This window comes from Pseudomonas salomonii (genome assembly GCF_900107155.1).
In the GTDB taxonomy this organism is placed as follows: Bacteria; Pseudomonadota; Gammaproteobacteria; order Pseudomonadales; family Pseudomonadaceae; genus Aquipseudomonas; species Aquipseudomonas salomonii.
Genome location: NZ_FNOX01000002.1, coordinates 167,501 through 188,832 on the forward strand (window position 1 = coordinate 167,501; position 21,332 = coordinate 188,832).

Genomic DNA, 21,332 nt, shown 5'->3' on the forward strand with positions numbered 1-21,332 from the left:
CAGTTATTCCACTTCAATACAGCCACAGGAGTCACGCCGTTGCAGGCTCGGCGCCAGGCGCACGCTTTGGGTGGGTGCGCCGGGCGTGGCCATGCGTTGCAGCAGCATATGCACCGCGCGGGCGCCCAGTTCCTTGACCGGCTGGGCGATCAGGGTGAGGCGTGGCACGAAGAAATCCGCCCAGTCAAAATCGTCAAACCCCACCAGGGCCAGCTGGCCTGGCACCTCAATGCGCGCATCACGCAGGGCGTGCATGGCACCCAGCGTCATCAGGTTATTGCCGGCCATGATTGCCGTGGGTGGCACCGGCAACGCCAACAACTGCACGGTGGCTTGCCGCGCAGGCTCGCTGTTGGAACCGCCGTTGACCAATAACTGTGGGTCGAACAGCAACCCCGCGGCCTGCAACGCCGCACGGTAACCGGCCACGCGTTCATCGGTAGTGCTCAGCCCTTCGCGTCCGGCAATAAAGCCGATGCGTCGGTGCCCATGCTCAATCAAGTGTGCGACCAGCGCCTGGGTGGACTGGGTGTTCTCCACCCCGACCTGATCAAACTGCGCGCTCATCATGCGGTCCACCAGCACCGTCGGCATCTCGTTGGCCTGCAGATATTCCAACGCGCTGGAGCCGGTCGACGGCGCCAATAAAATCCCGTCGACCCGCCGGTGATGCAGCGCCGTGACCACCCGCAACTCCTGCTCCGGGTCGTCGTGCGGGTCGGCAAACAGCATCATGTAGCCGTGGCGGACGCACTCGGTTTCAATCGCTTGCACGGTTTCGCTGAAGTAATGGTTGGATAACGCCGAGATCGCCACGCCAATGGTATTGGTGCTCGAACGCGCCAGCGAGCGCGCCAGGGTGTTGGGGATATAACCCAATGCCTGAATCGCGCGCTGCACCGCCTGCACCGTGGCCGGGCTGACCTTGCGGGTGCCGTTCAACACGTGGGACACGGTCGAGGTCGACACCCCGGCCCGGCTTGCCACGTCATCCATGGTGACCACGACGCTTTCCCCTTTAACTCAATGTTTACTCGACCAGCCGCTGTACGTCGCAACGTTGTCGCGGGTGATCAGTTTTGGCGTGAGCAGGGTAACCGCTTCGGCCGGGGCTTTGTCATTGAGAATGTCATTGCCGACGTTGACGGCAGTCTGGGCCATTGCCCAAGGGTCCTGGCTGGCAGAGGCCTGGATCTGGGTGTCGGTCTTCAGCGCGTTTTCGATATCCGGCGCACCGTCCACCGAGGTGATGATAATGCCGCTGCGCTTGAGCTGTTTGGCCGCCAGGTCGCTGCCGATGGCTTGCGGGTCATTGATCGCGAACAGGCCATCGATTTTCGGGAAGCGCGTGAGGTAACCCTGCATCACATTCAAGCCCCCTTCCCGTGAGCCTTTGCCGTCCTGGTCATCGGACAGCACCTTGATATCCGGCGCACCGGCCAATGCCGCCTTGCAGCCTTTGACGCGGTCGGTCACGGCGGTCACTTGCGGGCCGTTCTGGATAATCACATTGCCCTTGCCCGCCAGCTTGTCCACCAGGAACTGGCAGGCCAGCTTGCCGGCTTCGACGTTGTCGGTTTGCACCGTGGCATTCACGCCTTTGGCGTCCACATCCACCGCCACCACAACAATGCCGGCATCCCTGGCTTTCTTGATCGCCGAGGCCATGGCCGATGGGTCGACGGCATTGAGCAGGATCAGGTCAACCTTGGATGAGATGAAGTTGTCGATCTGGGAAAACTGCTTGCTCAAGTCATAGTCGGCCGACACCGATGTAACTTTCACAGCGGGGTTCAGCTCTTTGGCCCGTGCGGCGGCGCCGTCGGCCAGGGTCACGAAATACGGGTTGCCCAGCGAGCCCATGCTGATGCCCAGGGCTTTGAGTTCGCGGGCTTCGACGCCATGGGACATCAGGGCAGCCAAGGCCATAACGGGAAAGATACGTTTGAAGTTCATACCGGTCTCTCTTGTGATTGTTGTTGAGGTGAATCAGGTACGTGCGCCGGACTGGCGATAGCGATCCAGCGCCACTGCGCCGATGATCACGATGCCCTTGATGATGTACTGCCAGATATCCGATACCCCCAGCAGCACCAGGCCGTTGGTGAGCACCGCGATAATCAGTGCGCCGATCAGCGTGCCGCCGATGGTGCCCACGCCGCCGGTAAAACTGGTGCCACCCAGGATCACCGCCGCAATCGCATCCAGCTCATAGGATTGCCCCAGTTGCAGGCCGTTGGCGGCGAACAGGCGCGAGGCGCTCATCACCGCGCCAAGCCCGGCCAGTGCGCCGGACATGGCATACACAAACAGCAGCACTTTCCACACCTTGATGCCCGACAGCCGCGCCGCTTCCGGGTTGCCGCCCACCGAATAGATCTGCACGCCCATCACGGTGCGGCGCAATATGAACCACGACAGCAGCACCACGGCCACGGCGATGATCACCAGCCACGGCACGCCGAGCACGGAGTCATTGCCGATAAACGCAAACGGCAGGTCGGGGTTGAACACGGTTTTGTCATCGGCCAGCAAACGCGCCAAACCACGCATGGCAGTCAGCGCCCCCAGGGTGACGATAAACGGCGGCAGCCGCATGAAGGCGATCAGCCCGCCGTTGACCAGGCCCAGCAACAGACCGAAACCAATGCCCGCCGCAATCCCGAACATGCCGAACTGCGGCGACATCGATGCCTGCAAGGCCACCACCGCAGACGCCGCCAGAATCGCGCCCACCGACAGGTCAATACCCGCCGTCAGGATCACAAAGGTCATGCCCGCCGCCAGCACCACATTCACCGAGGCTTGCTGGGTGATGATCGACAGGTTCTGCACCGTCAGGAAGTTTTCGCTGGCCAGGGCAAAGCCCACCAGCAGCAAGACCAGCACCGGCAGCATGCCGACGGTACGCATCAGCTCACGCACGCGCTCGGCCTTGCCGGTTGTTGCAATCATTGAATCAGCCATGGGCAGCCACCTGATCGCCACCAGTGGCGAGGTCGATAATTCGTTCCTGGGAAATGACGTGGCCCGAAGCCCCGCCGACTTCGGCCACTAACTGGCCTTCGCGCATGATCAGCACACGGTCGCAGGTGCCGATGATTTCCGGCAGCTCGCTGGAGATCACCACAATGCCCACACCGGCCAGCGCCAGTTGATTGATGATGCGGTAGATCTCGGACTTGGAGCCGATGTCGACACCACGGGTGGGTTCGTCGAGGATCAGCACATGCGGCTTGACCTCCAGCAGCCGCGCCAACAGCACCTTTTGCTGATTGCCACCGGACAGCGCGCCAACATTGACCTTGCCCGACGCCACGCGAATCGACAGCGACCTGATCGCATCGTTAGCGCGTTGCGCCGCGTGCCCACGGTTCAGCACGCCACCGGCATGTGCATCCGGCACACAGGCGCACACGTTGATGTTGTCGGCCACGCTCATGTCCAGGAACAGGCCTTGAGCCTTGCGGTCTTCGGTGAGGTACACGACCCCTGCGCGAATCGCATCCGCCGGGTTTCGCAGTTGGGTGACGGTCTTGCCGACCACTTCCAGGGTGCCGCAGGTGCGCGGGTCGGCACCGAAAATCAGCCGCGCCAGTTCGGTGCGCCCAGCCCCGACCAGCCCGGCAATGCCCAACACTTCACCGGCGTGCAGGTCGAAACTGCAATTGCGCACGCGTTTGCCGTCAGCCATATCGCGCACGCGCATCACCACGTTGCCGGGGTTGTACGCGGCATGTTCCTTCTTGTAGAAGCCTGACAGGTCGCGGCCGACCATCATTTTTACCAGCACCTCGGCCGACAACGCATCGCGGGTCAGTTCGCCGATGTACTGGCCGTCGCGCAGCACCGAGACCCGGTCCGACAACTCGTAGATCTCGGCCATGCGGTGGCTGATATAGATGATCGCCAGGCCCTGGCTGCGCAGTTGTTTGATCAAGGCAAACAGGCGGTCGGTTTCACGCGATGACAGCGGCGTGGTCGGCTCGTCCATCACCAGAATGCGTGCATGGGCATGCAGGGCGCGGGCGATTTCGACCAATTGGCGCTCGGCAATCGACAGGCTGCTGACGGGCGTCGCGGGTTTGAACTCGGCGCCCAGGCGTTGCAGCACTTCGACGCAGCCTTCTTGCATGCCCTTGCGGTCGATGGTCCAGCCACGCCGCAGTTCACGGCCCAGGTAGATGTTCTCGGCCACGCTGAGGTTCGGGCACAGGCTCAGTTCCTGGTAGATCACGGCGATGCCGAGGGTCTTGGCAGTGGCGGGGTCAAAGGTGGCGACGGGCTGGCCGTCGATGCGGATTTCGCCGCCGGGGTCGGCCTGGTAAGCGCCGGAGAGGATTTTCATCAAGGTTGACTTGCCGGCACCGTTCTCACCCATCAAGGCGTGGATTTCACCGGGGTAAACCTTCAGGCCGACATTCTTGAGCACGCGCAAACCATTGAAGGTTTTGCTGATGCCCTGCATCTCAAGCAAGGGTTCAAGGCTCATGGATGAGCTCCTGGATTTATTATTTTTGTAATCGAGTGTTGCCGACTCTATGCCAGATGCATTTGCGCGCGCAAGCGCTTGCGTGAGCATTTTTTGGTTTGATGAAACGTTTCATCATGCGCAAAACGCTGAAATGCATGCCAGGCGCGTCCAGATGCAATGAATTTTAAAGCCCCCCCGGAATAAGCCTTCCGCCCTGCCCGCTCTGACCGCCAATGCAAGCGTTGTTGTTCACATTCGGGATCCCAAGGGTGCAGACGTTCGCCACGGCGCGTTGATCTATCCGTTTGAAGGCAGAAAGTTTCCGGAGGGACGCTTTCAGCCTTTGAATCGCCATAATCTCTGCTATTGTCCAAAGACCTCATCTCCTCCTCATCGCTTCAACGCGATCTTCTGTGAGCATGCTCTGCGACACCGCCGCACCGGTGTCGGACCTGAATGTCACGGAAGCCAAGCGATGGACTCAGCCTTACCCGACCCGCCGCAATCGCGCGCAGAAAAGATCGTCGAATTCAAACGCCAGAAAACCCTGCTCAAGACCGGCGCGCTGCAAGACGCCATCTTTAACAGCGCGTATTTCTCCAGCATCGCCACTGACGAAAAAGGCGTGATCCAGATCTTCAACGTCGGCGCTGAACGCATGCTCGGCTATGCCGCCGGTGACGTGGTCAACCGCATTACTCCCGCCGACATCTCCGACCCCGCCGAGTTGATCACCCGCGCCGCCGCCCTCAGCCAGGAACTCGACACGCCCATCACCCCAGGCTTCGAAGCCCTGGTATTCAAGGCCTCGCGGGGCATCGAAGACATCTACGAGCTGACCTATATCCGCAAGGACGGCAGTCGCCTGTCGGCGATGGTCTCGGTCACCGCCTTGCGCAATCGCCACGATACGATCATCGGCTACCTGTTGATCGGCACCGACAACACTGCGCGCAAGCAGGAAGAACTCGAGCGCCAGGGCTTTGAACGCGCGCTGGAAGAAAAGAACCTGGAGCTGGAACACGCCAACCATATGAAGTCCGAGTTCCTCGCGACCATGTCCCATGAATTGCGTACCCCGCTGAACGCGGTAATCGGCTTTTCCGAGGCGCTCAAGGACGGCCTGGTGGGCGACATGAGTGATATCCAGCGCGAATACATCGGCGATATTTTCACCAGTGGCCAGCACTTGCTGTCGCTGATCAACGACATTCTCGACCTGTCCAAAGTCGAGGCCGGGATGATGGACCTGGAACTGGAGCCGGTTGAACTCGCAGGCTTGCTGGCCAACAGTTTGTTGATCGTGCGCGAAAAAGCCGCCCTGCAACGTATCCAACTGAAACTGGACAGCCAGGGTGACTTCGGCACCCTGGCGCTGGACGTGCGCAAGACCAAGCAGATCATCTACAACCTGCTGGCCAATGCGGTGAAGTTCAGCGCGCACGGCAGCTGCGTGACCCTGGCGGTGCGTGAGGTCAGCCGCGATCAAGTCGGGCGGATTGCCGGCGACTGGCCCGTGCACAGCTTCGCCCTGTCACCCAGTGTGCAGCAGCAGTTCCTTGAATTGAGCGTCAGCGATACCGGTATCGGCATTGCCGTGGACAACATGGGCAAACTGTTCAAGGCCTTCAGCCAGATCGACAGCAGCCTGGCGCGCAAATTCGAAGGCACTGGCCTGGGCCTGGCCATGGTCAAGCAGTTGACCGAATTGCAGGGCGGCAGCGTGGCGGTGGCCAGCCAGCCCGACCTGGGCGCACGCTTTGTGGTGTGGTTGCCACTGCATCGCGCCAGGGAGGCCAGCGAATGACCGACATCCTGATCGTCGAAGACAACGAGGCGAACATGCGCCTGGCGCGCCTGTTACTGGTCAATGCCGGGTACAACGTGCTGTGGGCCGCCGACGCCGAAACCGGCCTGACCCTGGCCCGCGAACAGCAACCGGCGCTGATCCTGATGGATATCCAATTGCCCTGCATGGACGGCCTGGCGGCAACGCGCTTGCTCAAACAAGACCCCCACACCGCGCACATCCCGGTGATCGCCCTGACCGCCATGGCCATGAAGGAAGACTGCGAAAAAACCCGCCAGGCCGGCTGCGACGCGTATGTCAGCAAGCCCCTGAGCTACAAAGAGCTGTACCGCGTGATCGCCACCCTGCTGCCCCCACACACCACACCCTCTGCATGAGTCCTCTCCATGGCCAGCTCACCCGCAACGCTGTTGATCGTTGATGACGAACCCCAGGTTCGCAAGCTGCTGGAAACCCTGCTGCAACATGAGGGCTACCAGACCCTGACCGCCAGCAGCGGCGAAGAAGCCTTGCAATTGGTGGCGCAGCAACCGCCCGACCTGATCCTGCTGGACATCATGATGCCAGGCATGGATGGCTATGAAGTCGCCAGCCAACTCAAGGGCAATGCCGCCACCGCGAATATCCCGATCATCATGCTCACGGCGCTCAGCGAGTCCGAGGCGCGGATCAGCGGCTTGGAAACCGGCGCCGAAGAATTCCTCAGCAAGCCGGTGGAGCATATCGAGTTATGGCTGCGGGTGCGCAACCTGCTGCGGCTCAAGGCCCATGGCGATCAATTGAAAACCCATAGCCTGATGCTCGAACAGCAACTGCAGAATCAACCCCGCGAAACCGTGCATGACCTGGCCCGTGAGGCGCTGGAAAACGACCTGTGTCTGGCGGTGGAGCGCAGCGATTTCACCCTGCATTACCAACCCAAGGTCGAGCTGGCCAGTGGTGCCGTGTGTGCCCTTGAAGCCCTGCTGCGCTGGGACCGCCCCGGCCATGGCGCGGTGTCGCCGGCGGTGTTTGTGCCGTTGCTGGAAACCCTGGGCCTGATCGTGCCCGTCGGCCGCTGGGTCATCGACAACGTGTGCCGCCAGATCGCCGCGTGGCAACGCAGCGATATTGGTGCGGTGGAGGTCTCGGTGAACGTCTCCGGGCATCAATTGATTGAAGGCGACCTGATTGCCGATATCGCCAGCAGCCTGAAAAATACCGGCGTTGAAGCCCATTGGCTGGAAGTGGAACTGACCGAAAGCTCACTGATGGAAAACACCCAGCACACCATCGCCAGCCTGCAACGCCTGCGCGCGATGGGCGTGAAAATCTCCATCGACGATTTCGGCACCGGCTATTCCAGCCTGGCCTACCTGCGGCGCTTCCCGATCGACACGCTGAAAATCGACATTGCGTTTATCCGCGAAGTCACCAGCAACCCGCAGGACGCAGCCATTACCCGCACCATCATTGAACTGGCCCACAGCCTGGAATTGCGTGTGGTGGCCGAAGGCGTCGAATCCCAGGCGCAGTTGGCGTTTCTGAAGGCGGCCGGCTGCGATCAGATCCAGGGCTACTTGTTCAGCCGGCCGTTGCCGATGCAAGAGCTTGAGCGTTTGCTCCTGGAAAAACGCAGCCTGGGACGAGGCTGGTGATGCCGTTGTGGCGAGGCTCGACGGCGTGCCTGAGCTGTTCAGGTCCCTGGGTTCGTGAGCCACACCACAATTGAAAATATGGGAGCGGGCTTGCTCACGAAAGCGGAGTGTCAGCCAATACATCCTTCACTGATACACCGCTTTGGCGAGCAAGCCCGCTCCCACAAGGTGTGTGTGTATCTGGGAATCTAAGGGTCCAGCACCCCGCCGCTGTAGCTGTCCGACAACCGCGTCCCGGTAAATTTGGCCGCCACCGAACCCTGGGCCACCAGGCGTTCGCGGTGGCCTGTCACCATCCGCCCGGTTTGTGCCGCGCGTAAAATCACTTCCGAAGACGGGTCGCCAGGGCGGCCGATGATGCGCGCGAAACGCTCGCCCTCCTCAACCGGGTCACCCAGTTTTTTTTCAAACACCAGCACGCCGGCGCAGGGCGCCAGGACGGTTTCCATGCAGCCCATGTCCACCACCTCGCCCTGCCATTCGCTGATCGTGGCGACTTCATCAATTACGCCATTGATGCACAGCCACGCCCACAGCCCATCGGCATCTTGTTGCGCGAGCGCGTCGCTGACATCGGCTTGCCCGCGCAATTCGACAGTCGCGGCCAAGCGCGGCGCGCCATGGTTGATGATGGTTTCTTCAAAAGAGCCGTCACCGCCTTCATCCCACACAATCACCACCTCGGCCTGTAATGCGGCCGCCAGTGCCAGACCGTGGTCGGGCCAGAAACTGCGATGAATGTAGAGGTACGGCAGGGCCTCATCGTCGGTGTGCAGGTCCAGCACCAGGTCGGCGTCGGCCGCCAACTGCACCAGACTTTTTTGCCATTGCGCCAGGTTGCTCGCCGGGCGTTCCATGGACAGGGAATGATCGAAGGCGCGGTTAAAGTTTTGCCCGGTGGCTTCATGGAAACGCCCGAGCAATTTGCCCTGGCGAAACTGGCCAATGCCAAACGGGTTGGCCTGGGGCACTACGGTCACGCTGCCGCGCAGACGGCCCTGGGCCTGGCACGCCTGCAAGCGCGGCAGCAGATGATGCAGCACCAGCATTCCGGCGATTTCATCGGCGTGTACGCCAGCCTGCAGGTGCACCTTGGGGCCACTGCCGTCGCCTTCAAAGCGCCAGGCGCCGATGTGCAGCGTGTTGCCGGCATCGCCTGGCACCTGCCACGAAAGGTCTTTTGCCATGCCTTGCCCTCCTCTGATCATTTAATCGCTAGAGATTGAACACACGTTCAATTAACCTGAGCACTCCGGTCTTACATCAAAGGCATTCCCGTGACTGTCGAGCCTCCCAAACTGCGCCGCGCCGACCCCGATGAACGCCGTGACCTATTGGTCGCCGCGACCCTCACCTGCCTGGCCCGCGACGGCCACGCCGGGATTTCGGTGCGGCGCATCGCCGCCCAAGCCGGGGTGTCGGTGGGCTTGCTCAACCACCATTTCGGCAGCATCGACGCGTTGATCGCCGAGACCTACCACAAGCTCGCCAATGAGCTGACCAGCGCGTTATGGGCGCAAGTCGAGCTGGCCGAAGGCGCCGCCGCGCGTCTGGACGCGTTTCTGCGCGCGTCGTTTTCACCACGGGTGATGGACCCCGACCTGCTCGGCGTGTGGGTGGTGTTCTGGAGCCTGATCCGCCACTCGCCCCACGTAAACCAGTCCCACGAAAACAGCTACCGCGCCTACCTGGCGCTGATCCAGCAACTGCTGGACGACCTGGCCCGCAGCGAAAACCTCAAGATCGACGACAGCCACCTGGCCGCCATCGGCCTATCGGCGATGCTCGACGGGCTTTGGCTCGAGGGGTGTCTGAACCCCGGCACTTTCAGCCCCGCCAACGGGCTGCACATTTGTCGCTGCTGGGTACAGGGGTTGCGTCACGGCGCATTCGGCGCCGACCACGTCCTGTGATTCCGGGTAGCGGGCGCTGAGCATGGCCAGGGTGCCGCTGACCGCGATCAACACCGCGCCGATGATCAGCGACACATCCATCGACGTGCCCCAGATCAGGCTCGAGAGCAAAAACGCCCAAATCAACCCGGTGTATTCGAACGGCGCCAGCAAGGTCGCCGTGGCCCGGCGGAAACTCGCAAACAACAGGAACTGACCTATGCCGCCGACCAGACCTGCGGCCAGCATCCCCAGCCAGGCCGGGGTCGGCGCCGGGGTGTGGGTCCAGGGCAAGGTCACCGCCATGCACATCACGAATACCACGTTGGTGATCAGCATCTGCTCCAGCACCGAGGTAGCCGGGTCGACCTGGCGCAGCTGGATATAGGTGAACGCCCAGCACAAGGCGGCGGCCAACGTCAGCATGATGGGCAGCGGATCGACCATGTTGTTCGGGCGACAAGCGATTACCACGCCGACAAAGCCGATGATCAGCGCCACCCATTGCCCACGACTGGCACGCTCCTTGAGGATCAGCGCAGCCAGCAGCGTGACCATGATCGGTGCGGAGAAATACAAGGTGGTCATTTCCGCCAGGGTCAAGTCCTTGGCGGCGGTGTAATACAGCAACCACGCCAGCAGCGAGAGCAGCCCGCGAATGATCAGCCGCTTGCGGCTCACCGAGGTCCATGCCCTGCGCAACAGGCCCATGCGGCCGGCGATCACACAGGCGCCGACCACCACCAGGCTGCGCCAGAACAGAATGCTGAACACCGAGTAATCGGCCACCAGCCATTTGATCGCCGCGTCCTGCAACGCCAGGAACGCGTAGGCCAGTGAGCACAGGGCAATTCCCTGCAGCGCGCGGTCCTGTTTCATCCCGCCGACCTGCGCAACGGCGTGCCGCGCCGTTCGGCGATGGCGTAGACGCCCTCGATCAGGAAGGTCAGGCACAGGTAAACACTGGCCACCAGCAGCAAGGGTTGATAGATCTGCAAGGTCTGTGCACGCACCACGTTAGCCGCGCCCAGCAGGTCGACCACGGCGATGGTCGACGCCAGCGCGGTGGATTTGAGCAGCATCACCGTCTCACCGGCCAGGGTCGGCAACAGCAGGCGCATCGCCCGTGGCAAGCGCACCCGCAGCAGCTCTTGACGCGGGGTCATGCCGAACGCCGCAGCGGCTTCCATTTCGCCCTTGGGCACCGCCAGCAGGCCTCCGCGAATCACTTCACCGACATAGGCGCCCACCGACAGCACCAGGGCAAACACAATGTACCAGTAGCCGTCACGCAGGAACGGCCACACAAAGCTGCCCCGAATCATCGGGAACTGGGCGAACAGGCTGCCCAGGCCGTAGTAGAAAATGTAGATCTGGATCAGCAGCGGCGTACCGCGCAGCACACTGGTGTAGGCCAGCGCACTGCGCGCCAGCCACTTACGGCGTGACAACCGCGCCAGCGCCACCAGCACCGCCAGGGCAAAACCCAGCACCGCGCTGATCAACAGCAACGACAAGGTGGTCTGCAAGCCCTTGGCGATCAGCCCCGCGTAGTAACTTATCCACTCAGGCATGCGCGCCTCACTCGACAACCGGCATCCAGCGACGAATACGTCGCTCCAGGCGCCCGGACAGGTAGTTGGAAGCCAGCGTCACCAGGTAATACAAGGCGGCGGCCGTGAGGTAGAACAGCAAATAATGACGTGTGGAACCCGCCGCCTGCTTGGCGGTGTACAACAGCTCGTTGGTGCCGACCACGCTGATCAAGGCGCTGTCCTTGATCAGGTTGATCCACAGGTTGGACATGCCCGCCAACGCGTACGGCGCCATGATCGGCAAGGTCACCCGGCGAAACAGGCCAACGCCGCTCAAGCCAAAGGCTCGCGCCGCTTCTATCTGGCCGTGGGGAATCGCCAGGATCGCCGCGCGGAAAATCTCCGACGCATAGGCGCCCTGCACCAGCCCCAATACCAGGATCGCCACCAACGGCCCGCTGATGTTGACCTGGGCAAACCCCAGCCACAGCATCAAGGCATTTAGGCCCATGGAGCCTGCGTAATACAGCAGCAGGATCAGCAGCAGTTCCGGCACCGCGCGAAACACCGTGGTGTAACCGCGCATCAACAGCGCAATCGGGCGCGGCGCACTGAGCTTGGCGCAGGCCACCACCAGGCCGATCAGCAAGCCCACGGCAAATGCGCCGACGGAGATTTGCAGGGTCATCCATAACCCTTTGAGCAGTGCGTTGCCCCATCCTTGGTCACCAAAGCTGAGGAGATCGAGCATTATTCGGTCTTCTGGGCGATTGGCTGGTAGGGGCTGTCACAGGTCTTGCTCACAAACGCCGGCGTGTCGCCGCGCTTGCACGGGCTGACCGACAGGCCGAAGTAGTGCTGGGACAAGTCGTCATAGTCCTTGCTCACCAGCAGCTCACCGATGGCCTTGTCCAGGCGGGCCTTGAGCGCGGTGTCTTCCTTGCGCAAACCGGCGCCGACGCCGCGCCCGATGATCGGGTCGTAGGGCACGCTGGCGATATGCGCCAGGCCGCTGGCTTCCGGGGTCTTGACCATCATGGCGATGGCGGTGTCGTCGGCCATCATGTAGTCGATACGCCCGGCGATCAGGTCGGCGTTGGCCGATTCCTGGGTGTCGTAGTACTTAAGGTCAGCGATATTTTCGTAGTACTTCTTCAGGTAGTTGGCGCTGACTGTGGAGATCTGCACGCCGATCAGCTTGCCCTTGAGGCCTTCGGGGGTGATGTCCACCGTGGCGCCTTTGGGGCCTGCCACGCCCAGCAGTGAATCGTAATAGGCGCGGCTGAAGGCGATCTGTTTTTCACGCTCATCGGTGACCGACATCGAAGAGAAAATCACGTCGATTTTCTTCGCCAGTAACGACGGGATGATGCCGTCCCACGCCACTTCCTTGATCTGACACTCGGCTTTCATGCCTTCACACAGCTTGTGGATCAGGTCCACTTCAAAGCCCGACCACTGGCCGTTCCCACCTTTTACGGTGAACGGCGGATAGGGTTCGGCCGCCACCGCAAACACGATGGGTTTTTCTGCCGCCTGGGTAAAACCTGCGGTCAACATCAACACTGCACTGCCCAACCACGTTGCCATGCGTTTGCATTTCATGATTTGCCCCGTCTTTTTCTGGAGTTAGCGAGTTTGATGCGCGTTGACGAACTGTCGGCAACGCTCACTGCGTGGGTCGAAGAACACCGCGTCCGGCGTGCCGGTTTCTTCGATCAAGCCTTGGTGCAGAAACGCCACTTTGGACGACACATCCCGGGCGAAGGCCATTTCATGGGTGACCAGGATCATGGTGCGGCCTTCTTCGGCCAGGGAGCGGATCACCCGCAGCACTTCGCCCACCAGTTCGGGGTCCAGGGCTGAGGTGGGTTCGTCGAACAGCATGACTTTGGGGCGCATGGCCAACGCACGGGCAATCGCCACACGCTGCTGTTGGCCGCCGGACAGGAACGCCGGGAATTCGTTGCGTTTGGCGGCCAGGCCAACGCGGTCGAGCAAGGCTTCGGCGCGTTCGATGGCTTCGGCACGGCTTTCGCGCAGCACCTGGGTGGGCGCTTCGATAAGGTTTTCGAGGACGGTGCGGTGCGGCCACAGGTTGAAGTTCTGGAACACCATGCCCAGGGTCGAACGGATGCGCACCAGTTGTTTGGCATCGGCCACCAGTGGCGCACCGGGCATGCCGTAATTGAGCTTGATGCTTTCACCGTCGACATGAATGCTGCCCTGGTCGGGCACTTCAAGCATATTGATGCAGCGCAGCAAGGTGCTTTTGCCCGAGCCGCTGGCACCGATCAACGAAATCACCTCACCTTCGTTGGCCGTAAGCGAGATGCCCTTGAGCACTTCGATATTGCCGAAGCGCTTATGCAGGTCGATCACCTCAATCATCTTGCGCGCTTCGACCGGCGCCAGCACTTCGATTTTTGGCGTCGGCGCCACACGCGGCTCACCGGCAAGCTTGGCGACAAACCCGGCGATACGCTGGCAGGCCTCAGCCAGGCGGGCTTCGCCCAAGGTGAACGACAGCCGCACAAACCCTTGCGCCGGCTCGCCAAACGCCGCGGCATCCAGCACCGACACGCCCGCCTCGCGGAACAGGCGCCAGGCAAAATCCAGTGAGCCCAGGCCCGTGCCGCGCACGTCCACCAGCACAAACATCCCGGCTTGGGGCGCCTGCACCTTGATGCCGGGGCACGCACTCAGGCCGGCCACGACCAGGTCACGGCGGCGCCGGTAGATGTCGCGCATGCCCACCGTCACTTCATCATGGGCCAGCACCGCCGCCGTGGCGGCTTCCATCACAAACCCCGGCAAGCCGTAGAGCATGCTCAGCACCAGGGTTTCGGCGTGGCTGATCATGTCCGGCGAGGCGATCAGCCAGCCGGTTCGCCAGCCGGTCATGGCGTGGGATTTGGACAGGCTGCCGATCACGATGCAGCGCTCGGCCATGCCGGGTAACGCGGCGAGGCTGTGGTATTGGCCGTCGAACACCAGGCTTTCGTAGACCTCATCCACCACGACCCACAGGTCATGGGCAATGGCCAGGTCGGCTATCGCTTGCAGTTCCTGCGGGTTGAGCACCACGCCGGTGGGGTTGTTGGGGTTGGAGAAAAAGATGGCGCGGCTGCGCGGGGTAATGGCGGCGGCGAGCATGCGTGCATCCAGGCGAAACCCGGACTCCGGCGAGCACGGTACGCGCACCAGTGTGGCGCCGCTGGCGTTGAGTGTGGCTTCGTAGGTGACGTACATCGGGTCGAGCACCAGCACTTCATCACCGGCTTGCAGCAGGCACAGGGAACTGATGAACAACGCGTTTTGTGCGCCGGGCACGATGATCACGTTTTCGGCGCTCAGTGAGCGCGCCAGGGTCTTGCTGTAGCGGCCTGCGACGGCCTCGCGCAGGGCGCTGCGGCCCGGGATTTCGGTGTAGTGGGTATCGCCGCTGTGCAATGCGCTGACAGCGGCGTCGGTGATGAACGACGGCGTGGCGAAATCGGGGTCGCCGACGCTGAGGATGATGATGTCTTCGCCCTGGCTCGCGGCCTGGAACGCTGCGTGGTGGATGTCCCAGGCGGCGACGCCCTGCCCTGCAATTCGTTCTACGAAGGGGGAAAACCGCATGCCAGAGCCTCTCGTTCAAGAAGAAAAAGCGCGAACCCGTTGGTGTGCTAACGGGTGGATGGGGTCAACATAGTGCAAACTGAACAGTCGTTCAATGGGTATGTTTGAGGGGGTGTCGTTTATCGAGTGAACAGGTCGTGAATAACATTTCCTGGGGATGGGAGCCTGAATTCTGCATCAGCTGAAAAGCTGCTTTTTTGTGGGAGTGTGACTCCGCTGTCGCTCTGGCCCTTACACCCTTGCGGAATTCGACATTGATGGGGGTAAGGCTCAGATTGATAGAGGCTTACCGTTGGGTCATCAGGTCACAGCGAGGGTCTTGCAACTCCTCGGCTGAACCCAGGTTCAGTTCAGTCAAGGTGACGTGGGTGCTGAGCAACACAAAGCTGCCATCGTCGCGGGGCGCCATCAGCAGGCTGTACTGGCTCATGCTGCCGCCCTGGGCATCGACGTAGTCACGCAACACCTCCAGGGGGTCGCGCGCATCCGCGTCCGCCGCCGACAACGTGCGGGCACTGTAGGTGTGCCCCATCAGGCGCGTGGGCAGTACGCGCCACTGTTCATCGAGGCTGTCGCCCTGTTGGTTGAGGAAAGCGAAGGTATACGGGCGCAGGCAGGCGATGTGCAGGTGGAACTGGTTCTGCGAGCGCCCGTAGCGGGAGTTGATCGCCACCGAGACGAAAGCGTCCGGGATTGCTGTTACCAGGCCCGCCGACAGCACCGCACGGTGCCGCCAGGCCTGGGTAAAGTAATGCGGCAGCAGGTGACGACCCAAGGCCGGGTCTTCAATGCCGGTGATTTTATCCACGGGAATCAACAGGTCCTGGAACGGGCCATTGCGGTCTTTGAGCAGGCTGTAGCCGCGGTCCAGATCCACCGCCAGGCACGGGCCGGGGTTTTGATGCCGTTGCTGGTCGGGTACACATTGCCGGCTGACGATACGCCACAACGCGTCGGGGTTGCCCCGCCATTGCCAGGCCCCCAGCAATGCCAGCACAGCGAGCAAACCACCAGCGATCTTGAATACGGTACCGCGCTTCATGCAAAAACCTCGACGAGCAGGGAGGGTGTTTTTGTGCCGACATCCCTGTCGTTAAGGCTAACGTTTGGCGGGGGCGAAAAATTCCGGCCCGATTGGATCTTTTATTGCGCTGACAAGAATACGGTCGATATGTGTCAGATCATCGGCCGTCAGGTGCCAGCCAAACACCTCTTTAAACCGGGGCTGCGCCAGTTGATGGACATGATCCGCATGAAAACCATCGGTTCGCAGTTAATGGAAACACATTGAACCTAGGTCGGGCAGGCTGGCCCAGGGGGGCGAAATATAGGGTAACGACTGAATCGGCGCGAGCAGGGAATCAAACTGAAGCGGCTGTTACGTAAGGGAAATACCTCGTTAGTTCCACGTCGAGGCTCTATTCCCACGCGCACAAGGTCAGCCCCCCTATGAACAGTATTTCCAGTCAGGTCATCGCACGCCCTGCGCCTGCTCCAACGTTGCCTCTGCTCCCCCCGCTCTCAAGGCAAAAGCGTGACACATCTGCCGCGCAGGAAGAGCAGGCCACCCCACGTGCCAATGGAGACAGCGAACTGGCAATGCAATACGCGATCGCCCTGAACCTGGCTGGCCGTCGTACTCAGGTTAACGACTTCGATCACATTCCTCCCCACTCCACCTTTGGCCAATGGTGGCGGCACTTGCATGATGCCTTCCAATCGCCCGATGTTCAGCAGTGGATCAAGGCCTCCGGAATTGACCCCGCCTCGATAAAAATCGATGCCAAATCAGGTCAGATATCCTTTTACCTTGAGCGTTCTCTTGACCCGCTACGCACGTTGCACACGCTGGGTCAGGACGACAGCCAGTGGGCTGCTCTGAGCGGGCCTATCCTTGAGGCCGCAAGCGTCATAGAGGGCGAAATTCCTTTTGCACCTCCCGTCAATAGCCCGGACGCACCCGTGCCCTGGAGGCTGGTCGGTCGGTTTTATCAGGAGCCACAGAACCTGACGCAGTCCGGCATGCTCAAGCGAGCGGACGAAATCAGCCACCGGACGTATAACTTCAATCCCCTCGACCCAACCCGCTTTGCGGACAAGATCCAGGCGCGCAGCGAAGAAACACTTCAGCATCAGAAAGCGGCGCTGGGTGACATTCACAACTGGCACCGGGCAGGCGCTGCACTGCAACGCCTGGCGATGGCCCTGGAAGATGGCAGTAAAGAGATCGAGGCACTCCAGACCGAGTTGAAACAGGCGCTGCCTCTGTCGGCAGTCAGCACCTATCGGGCACCCGGCATTGGCGCCTCAAACGAAGTCAGCCTGCAGCAGTTTCTACAGGATCATGGCTGGGATATCCCCACCAACTCCGAGCAACTGGAGAACCTGGCCAGTGCCCTCCTCACGCCGAATTTCAAGGCCGCCCCCCATGGCAACCTGGGCGGCGCGCTGGCGTGGCCCGAACCGCTCGCGCCGGACGACCAGACACGACTGAGAAGTTATATCAGCGAGGGGAAATTCGGCGACCTCAGTTTAAAACCCTTCAAGAATGTCCTGGACTATCTGCTCAACGGCCGAGCGGTCTCCGCGCAGGAACAGCGCAATCCCAGACAACTGATCGACAGTTTGATCAGTTCACCCCGGGGCGCGGCACTGGGCGAGGCCATTCAAGCCACATTCGAAGCGCGCTCCGTTAAAGGCAGTGCCAACGACTGGCTGCTGGCAGCCTTGGGCGTGGGGAAATACCCCAATGGCGGCGGTGCAACAAGTATTGATGGCTACCCACTGGTGTCGGCGAACAACAGCCACAAATCGCCATCGACGGTGGTCAAGGAGCTGGAGTCGCATATGCTCGCCGGCGGCCGCGCCGACTCCGCGCAAACAGCATCAGTACAGGCCTACGCCATGCTTGCCAGTCGCGCGCCGCAGTTTCTGGTCGAGGGTATCCCCAAAGAGGTGACGGTGGGCTCACACAGCTGGGTCAGCTTCACCACGGCGGTTGCCCGCGTGGAAGCAAAAGCGCCGGGCGCGACAGCCAAAATGGACTATGCGCAAATCATGCTGGCGGCCGACACTGCACCGATCTCGCACGAGGAAAGGCAGATTGAATATGCTGCCCAGAACGAAGGGATCAAAGCATGGGCTGTTGCCAATGGTTTGGGCTATCCAACGAGTGATACCGACTTGGATGAGGTGCGCAAGGCCTACGACCTGCATGTCGGCGAAATGAGCGAAGCGGCCGCACTGCCAACCCCCGAGGCGCCGACTACCAAAGCCATTGCGCTCGAACATCTGAAAAAAACCTTCCCCGACATGGACCCCGCGCTGTTTGAGCAAAAGTGCATTGAGTCCAAACCCTACACCTACCAATTCCCCGGCCCCTACTCACTGTTGGACCTGTACATCGATGGCAGAGCGCTCAGGTCCCCACCACCGGACTCCGACAGAGGTGAGCGCGGGGCGTGGGTCTCATCATCAGACAAAATTGATATCAACGATGCACTGGCAAAACTCAAACCCCTGCCGGATCCCGTCAAGCAATTCAACGCGGACTTTCGCGAGTACGCTGATTCCGTGAAGAAGATCACGTCGGCGCAACTCAAGTTTCTGATTTCCAAACTGCCTCTGGAAGACCGGCAGAATCTGGAGTTCGGTGAAATCGCCGTGCGCAGAGAAATTGACTACGATAGCCCCAGTCATCCCCTGCGTACTGAAGAAGGGGTGCTGTTGGTCGAGACCCGACGCACTGTCAACGGCCAAATCAATGTCATGACCTACGCCATCGACCGACTGAAGGGCACTGTCACCCGGCGGCCGGGCAAGGTTTATAAAGAAAGCCAACCCTCCGAGGGTTGGTATTCTGCCCGAGGCAAACGATACGACCGAATAAAACCCGAGGGTGAGTACCCCGCAGGGATAACGCAAGAACGCGAAGGCGCTACAGGCGTACCGAAGAACTTTGCCAGCGCCAGAACCCAGTACCTGGTCGATGCAATGGTCGAGGACATGGAGTTGCCTGCGTTGGGCGCCTACTCCAGGGGAACCACGACCTTTCAGACTGAACACCGCACTGTCGAAACTATTCGCGAGGTCATACTGGGCCTGATCCCGTTCAGGTCCGCCATTAAGAACTTCAACGAAGGCAGGACTGCTGACGGCGTTGTCGACCTGGCGTTCGATATCTTTGGTTTCGTGGTCGGCGTCGGCTCCGCCGCCAGGGCCGCGAGAGCTTCGTTCGCCGGTGCTTCCGCGCTGTCGAAAGCTGCCAAGGTGTTTAAGATTGTTGGGCGGGCGGCAGCAAGCTCGCTCAATCCGTTGGGGGGTGTTGATGACCTCGCGCGCGGGGCTGCAAGGGGGGTGAAGTTTGTAGCGGGCAACGCCCACAAAGGCGTCAATTACCTGCGCGGTTCTTACCGCAATGTCGACCTGTTGAAATTGGCAAAAAAGGCCGATATCGCTGAAGGAACATTCAGGGCTACCAACAGTGCTCACCCCAGTAAGGCCCTGGCTAAATTCGATGAGGCGACCCGGAAGTGGTACGCCGTGGATCCGCGCACGCAACAGGCCTATGGCACACCGCTGGAGAACTTTGTCCCGGCCGTGCCCACGCCCGGCGACGCGAACAGTTTGCGCGCAATCGCCAGCGACGACGCCATCCGCACCGCAAGCCAGCAGCACGGCCTGGCAGCCACCGGGACGACCAGGGTGGGGCAAGCGACAGTCGAGCGCCAAGCCGTAATGTTTCAGGGCAATTGGCATGAATACGATGCGGTGAAGCAGCGCGCGATTGGCCCCCCCTTGAAAGACTTTCAACCCAACCGCGTGGCTGCCAGTGGAGATGTACGCTCGCTGGACGACCTGCACGGCTATGAAGCCCGCTACATCGCGGCGGACGAGTTATCGACCACGGGCTTGCAGAACAACGTGTTTGTCGGGCGCAGTAAACGGGAATATGTGAAGGTTGATGGCAGGCTCTTTGAGTCCCAGGTCAAAGACGGCCAGCGCGTCATCCGCCATCCGGACGGCACGAGCCCCGCCATACCTGTCAAGGATCTTGGCCCTTCAGGGTGGGCCCCTATCTCCCGCTCCGAACGCCTGCTGGGAGGCGCCAGTGGAGCACCGACGCCTTTCAGGTTGGGGGATGGGGTCTTCGTCGTGCCGATGGACGATATTAAACGCGTGGAAACTTCAGGCAATCCTTTCAGGCTCAATTACAAAAACGTCGATCAGGAAGTTCTCTTCGACAGCACAGCCGGTGCATGGAGAAGTACCCACGAACAAGGTAAGCACTATTACTGGCGAAGCGCCAAAGGCCAATGGCAACGGGGAACACTTGAAGAATCCAGAAAGGCTAAAAAAGCCACCGACCACCACTATAACTTTGTTGATATTTCGTCGATCCCCAGAATTCCCACACAACTGGCTCCTGTGCCCAAAACACTGAATTACTTTTGGGCGGGCCAGGAAATCCCCGCCCACTTGGTGGAAAACATGGCCAAAAACGCTTCCCGAGCCCCCGGGTATAAATCAGTCCTGCACGTGGACGCCGACAGCCCTGCTGTTTTTAAACAAATCGAAAGCAAATTGAAGGAGAAAGTGCCTGGCGTGACGGTGCTCAACCTTAATGAAGATGCCGCATTCAAACAGTTGAAGAACGGTGAAATGTACAGCTATTTCCGACAAGGCCAAGGGAAGAATCTGGCCGCCGCTTCGGATGTAGCCCGCTACCCGATCATGAATAAGCACGGTGGTTTTTATCTGGACACCGATGATCTCATCCAAAGCAACGTCGGTGCCGTCGATATAGCCGCAGGCGCCGACGATGTGCTGCTCGGTTTACCCGTGACACATCAAGTGGCCGATTATAAAACGTTCTATAACACCAGTAACTTTGCTACGCGCCCCGGCAACCCGGTGCTTGACGAGATGATCAGGGAGATGAATAAACGGTTTTCGGCTAACAAATCCTACTTTACGAACAATCGACCGACGGTCACCCGCGGCGCCGATGGCAGCGTCCAATTCACCCCGGAGTTCAAGGAATACGAGGCAAAAATATTCGATACCGTAGGGCCGAATATGTTTAACGACACGCTTAAAACGAAAAGGCCCGACATGTACGACTTGGGTTTGGATGGCCTCACTAAAGAAGCAACGTTGGTCGATGGCAAACTCGTGTCGCAGGGTCCGGTCGTCAACATTCAACAAAGGATGAGTGAGGCCTATGCGCATCAGGGCATGGTGGTGCCGATCATAGCGCCCGTACAGATCAAGCAGACCAAGGAGCATTACTTCCCGCTTCGCTACAAATTCAATGTGAAAGTGGGGGCCGACCATTCCTGGATCAATACCTGATCGAAT

The 21,332-nt window shown here is 60.6% G+C and carries 16 protein-coding genes and 1 pseudogene; 6 read left to right on the forward strand and 11 right to left on the reverse strand.

Going from position 1 to position 21,332, the window contains the following annotated elements; translation table 11 throughout:
- Window positions 1-3: 3 nt before the first annotated feature.
- From BLV67_RS04820 to BLV67_RS04835, 4 genes are read right to left on the reverse strand one after another with little or no spacing between them, the layout of a single operon-like run.
- Window positions 4-1,005, reverse strand: a complete 1,002-nt coding sequence (locus tag BLV67_RS04820; protein WP_069787532.1) for a LacI family DNA-binding transcriptional regulator — start codon at window positions 1,003-1,005, stop codon at window positions 4-6.
- A gap of 18 nt (window positions 1,006-1,023) precedes the next feature.
- Window positions 1,024-1,956, reverse strand: coding sequence for an ABC transporter substrate-binding protein (locus BLV67_RS04825; protein ID WP_069787533.1), 933 nt, complete (start codon window positions 1,954-1,956; stop codon window positions 1,024-1,026).
- Between the two features lie 33 nt (window positions 1,957-1,989).
- Window positions 1,990-2,967 carry an ABC transporter permease subunit gene (locus tag BLV67_RS04830; protein ID WP_017135608.1) on the reverse strand — a complete coding sequence of 326 codons (978 nt, stop codon included), beginning with the start codon at window positions 2,965-2,967 and terminating at the stop codon, window positions 1,990-1,992.
- Complete coding sequence (locus BLV67_RS04835; RefSeq protein WP_069787534.1) at window positions 2,960-4,492, reverse strand: sugar ABC transporter ATP-binding protein; 1,533 nt, start codon at window positions 4,490-4,492, stop codon at window positions 2,960-2,962. The genes BLV67_RS04830 and BLV67_RS04835 overlap by 8 nt, the downstream gene beginning before the upstream one ends.
- Before the next feature lie 457 nt (window positions 4,493-4,949).
- On the opposite strand from BLV67_RS04835, the gene BLV67_RS04840 reads away from it, so the two are divergent.
- Genes BLV67_RS04840 through BLV67_RS04850 form a run of 3 tightly spaced genes read left to right on the forward strand, consistent with a single transcriptional unit; the run spans window position 4,950 to window position 7,921 of the window.
- Window positions 4,950-6,281, forward strand: a complete 1,332-nt coding sequence (locus tag BLV67_RS04840) for a sensor histidine kinase (RefSeq protein ID WP_069787535.1) — start codon at window positions 4,950-4,952, stop codon at window positions 6,279-6,281.
- Complete coding sequence (locus tag BLV67_RS04845) at window positions 6,278-6,661, forward strand: response regulator (protein WP_069787536.1); 384 nt, start codon at window positions 6,278-6,280, stop codon at window positions 6,659-6,661. Before BLV67_RS04840 ends, BLV67_RS04845 begins: the two co-directional genes overlap by 4 nt.
- A gap of 9 nt (window positions 6,662-6,670) precedes the next feature.
- The gene (locus BLV67_RS04850; RefSeq protein ID WP_069787537.1) at window positions 6,671-7,921 is read left to right on the forward strand and encodes an EAL domain-containing response regulator; all 1,251 of its coding nucleotides are present in this window, start codon (window positions 6,671-6,673) and stop codon (window positions 7,919-7,921) included.
- A 188-nt stretch (window positions 7,922-8,109) separates the two neighbouring features.
- On the opposite strand, the gene BLV67_RS04855 is transcribed toward BLV67_RS04850, so the two are convergent.
- Window positions 8,110-9,108, reverse strand: coding sequence for a M14 family metallopeptidase (locus BLV67_RS04855; protein ID WP_069787538.1), 999 nt, complete (start codon window positions 9,106-9,108; stop codon window positions 8,110-8,112).
- 201 nt (window positions 9,109-9,309) lie between these two features.
- On the opposite strand from BLV67_RS04855, the pseudogene BLV67_RS04860 reads away from it, so the two are divergent.
- Window positions 9,310-9,738 (forward strand): annotated as a pseudogene (locus tag BLV67_RS04860) (TetR family transcriptional regulator C-terminal domain-containing protein); the annotation flags it as partial.
- On the opposite strand, the gene BLV67_RS33235 reads toward BLV67_RS04860, so the two are convergent.
- The 6 genes from BLV67_RS33235 to BLV67_RS04890 form a co-directional block, all read right to left on the reverse strand.
- Window positions 9,694-10,692 (reverse strand): DMT family transporter, encoded by a 999-nt coding sequence (locus tag BLV67_RS33235; protein WP_069787539.1) that lies wholly within the window; start codon window positions 10,690-10,692, stop codon window positions 9,694-9,696. The pseudogene BLV67_RS04860 and the gene BLV67_RS33235 sit on opposite strands and share 45 nt — an antisense overlap.
- Window positions 10,689-11,387, reverse strand: coding sequence for an ABC transporter permease (locus BLV67_RS04870; protein ID WP_069787540.1), 699 nt, complete (start codon window positions 11,385-11,387; stop codon window positions 10,689-10,691). Before BLV67_RS04870 ends, BLV67_RS33235 begins: the two co-directional genes overlap by 4 nt.
- A gap of 7 nt (window positions 11,388-11,394) precedes the next feature.
- The gene (locus BLV67_RS04875; protein WP_056859985.1) at window positions 11,395-12,099 is read right to left on the reverse strand and encodes an ABC transporter permease; all 705 of its coding nucleotides are present in this window, start codon (window positions 12,097-12,099) and stop codon (window positions 11,395-11,397) included.
- The gene (locus tag BLV67_RS04880) at window positions 12,099-12,953 is read right to left on the reverse strand and encodes a transporter substrate-binding domain-containing protein (RefSeq protein ID WP_065930073.1); all 855 of its coding nucleotides are present in this window, start codon (window positions 12,951-12,953) and stop codon (window positions 12,099-12,101) included. Before BLV67_RS04880 ends, BLV67_RS04875 begins: the two co-directional genes overlap by 1 nt.
- Window positions 12,954-12,977: 24 nt before the next feature.
- A complete protein-coding gene (locus BLV67_RS33475; protein ID WP_069787541.1) occupies window positions 12,978-14,972 on the reverse strand; it encodes an aminotransferase class I/II-fold pyridoxal phosphate-dependent enzyme in 1,995 nt (664 codons plus the stop codon).
- Between the two features lie 286 nt (window positions 14,973-15,258).
- Window positions 15,259-16,014 (reverse strand): CDP-diacylglycerol diphosphatase, encoded by a 756-nt coding sequence (locus BLV67_RS04890; protein ID WP_069787542.1) that lies wholly within the window; start codon window positions 16,012-16,014, stop codon window positions 15,259-15,261.
- Between the two features lie 33 nt (window positions 16,015-16,047).
- Between BLV67_RS04890 and BLV67_RS32890 the strand changes: the two genes are divergently transcribed.
- Window positions 16,048-16,263, forward strand: coding sequence for a hypothetical protein (locus BLV67_RS32890; RefSeq protein WP_167365870.1), 216 nt, complete (start codon window positions 16,048-16,050; stop codon window positions 16,261-16,263).
- Window positions 16,264-16,421: 158 nt separating this feature from the next.
- The gene (locus tag BLV67_RS04895; RefSeq protein ID WP_244160695.1) at window positions 16,422-21,326 is read left to right on the forward strand and encodes a glycosyltransferase family 32 protein; all 4,905 of its coding nucleotides are present in this window, start codon (window positions 16,422-16,424) and stop codon (window positions 21,324-21,326) included.
- The last annotated feature ends 6 nt before the right edge of the window (window positions 21,327-21,332 follow it).